The organism is Streptomyces sp. NPDC015144 (assembly GCF_043079735.1).
In the GTDB taxonomy this organism is placed as follows: Bacteria; Actinomycetota; Actinomycetes; order Streptomycetales; family Streptomycetaceae; genus Streptomyces.
In genome coordinates this window covers 1-1,609 of record NZ_JBIBUU010000051.1, presented here as the reverse complement: position 1 = coordinate 1,609, position 1,609 = coordinate 1, and the positions used below count along the sequence as shown (strand labels likewise).

Genomic DNA, 1,609 nt, shown 5'->3' with positions numbered 1-1,609 from the left:
GTACTGAATCAGGCGATGCTAAGTCCGTGAAGCCGGCCCGATCTCTTCGGAGTTGAGGGTAGTGGTGGAGCCGATGAACCAGACTTGTAGTAGGTAAGCGATGGGGTGACGCAGGAAGGTAGTCCAGCCCGGGCGGTGGTTGTCCCGGGGTAAGGGTGTAGGACGCACGGTAGGCAAATCCGTCGTGCATATAGTCTGAGACCTGATGCCGAGCCGATTGTGGTGAAGTGGATGATCCTATGCTGTCGAGAAAAGCCTCTAGCGAGTTTCATGGCGGCCCGTACCCTAAACCGACTCAGGTGGTCAGGTAGAGAATACCGAGGCGTTCGGGTGAACTATGGTTAAGGAACTCGGCAAAATGCCCCCGTAACTTCGGGAGAAGGGGGGCCATTCCTGGTGATCCAACTTGCTTGGTGAGCTGGGGGTGGCCGCAGAGACCAGCGAGAAGCGACTGTTTACTAAAAACACAGGTCCGTGCGAAGCCGTAAGGCGATGTATACGGACTGACGCCTGCCCGGTGCTGGAACGTTAAGGGGACCGGTTAGCTGACTTTCGGGTTGGCGAAGCTGAGAACTTAAGCGCCAGTAAACGGCGGTGGTAACTATAACCATCCTAAGGTAGCGAAATTCCTTGTCGGGTAAGTTCCGACCTGCACGAATGGCGTAACGACTTCTCGACTGTCTCAACCATAGGCCCGGTGAAATTGCACTACGAGTAAAGATGCTCGTTTCGCGCAGCAGGACGGAAAGACCCCGGGACCTTTACTACAGTTTGATATTGGTGTTCGGTTCGGCTTGTGTAGGATAGGTGGGAGACTTTGAAGCGGCCACGCCAGTGGTTGTGGAGTCGTCGTTGAAATACCACTCTGGTCGTGCTGGATGTCTAACCTGGGTCCGTGATCCGGATCAGGGACAGTGTCTGATGGGTAGTTTAACTGGGGCGGTTGCCTCCTAAAGGGTAACGGAGGCGCCCAAAGGTTCCCTCAGCCTGGTTGGCAATCAGGTGTTGAGTGTAAGTGCACAAGGGAGCTTGACTGTGAGACCGACGGGTCGAGCAGGGACGAAAGTCGGGACTAGTGATCCGGCAGTGGCTTGTGGAAGCGCTGTCGCTCAACGGATAAAAGGTACCCCGGGGATAACAGGCTGATCTTCCCCAAGAGTCCATATCGACGGGATGGTTTGGCACCTCGATGTCGGCTCGTCGCATCCTGGGGCTGGAGTCGGTCCCAAGGGTTGGGCTGTTCGCCCATTAAAGCGGTACGCGAGCTGGGTTTAGAACGTCGTGAGACAGTTCGGTCCCTATCCGCTGTGCGCGTAGGAATATTGAGAAGGGCTGTCCCTAGTACGAGAGGACCGGGACGGACGAACCTCTGGTGTGCCAGTTGTTCTGCCAAGGGCATGGCTGGTTGGCTACGTTCGGGAGGGATAACCGCTGAAAGCATCTAAGCGGGAAGCCTGCTTCGAGATGAGTATTCCCACCAACTTGATTGGTTAAGGCTCCCAGTAGACGACTGGGTTGATAGGCCAGATGTGGAAGCCCGGTGACGGGTGGAGCTGACTGGTACTAATAGGCCGAGGGCTTGTCCTCAGTTGCTCGCGTCCACTGTGTT

The 1,609-nt window shown here is 56.0% G+C and carries 1 rRNA gene (cut by a window edge); it reads left to right on the top strand.

What is annotated here, in order from left to right:
* Positions 1–1,587, top strand: a 23S ribosomal RNA gene (locus ACF08W_RS34975); it begins 1,384 nt to the left of the window's first position.
* Positions 1,588–1,609: the final 22 nt, after the last annotated feature.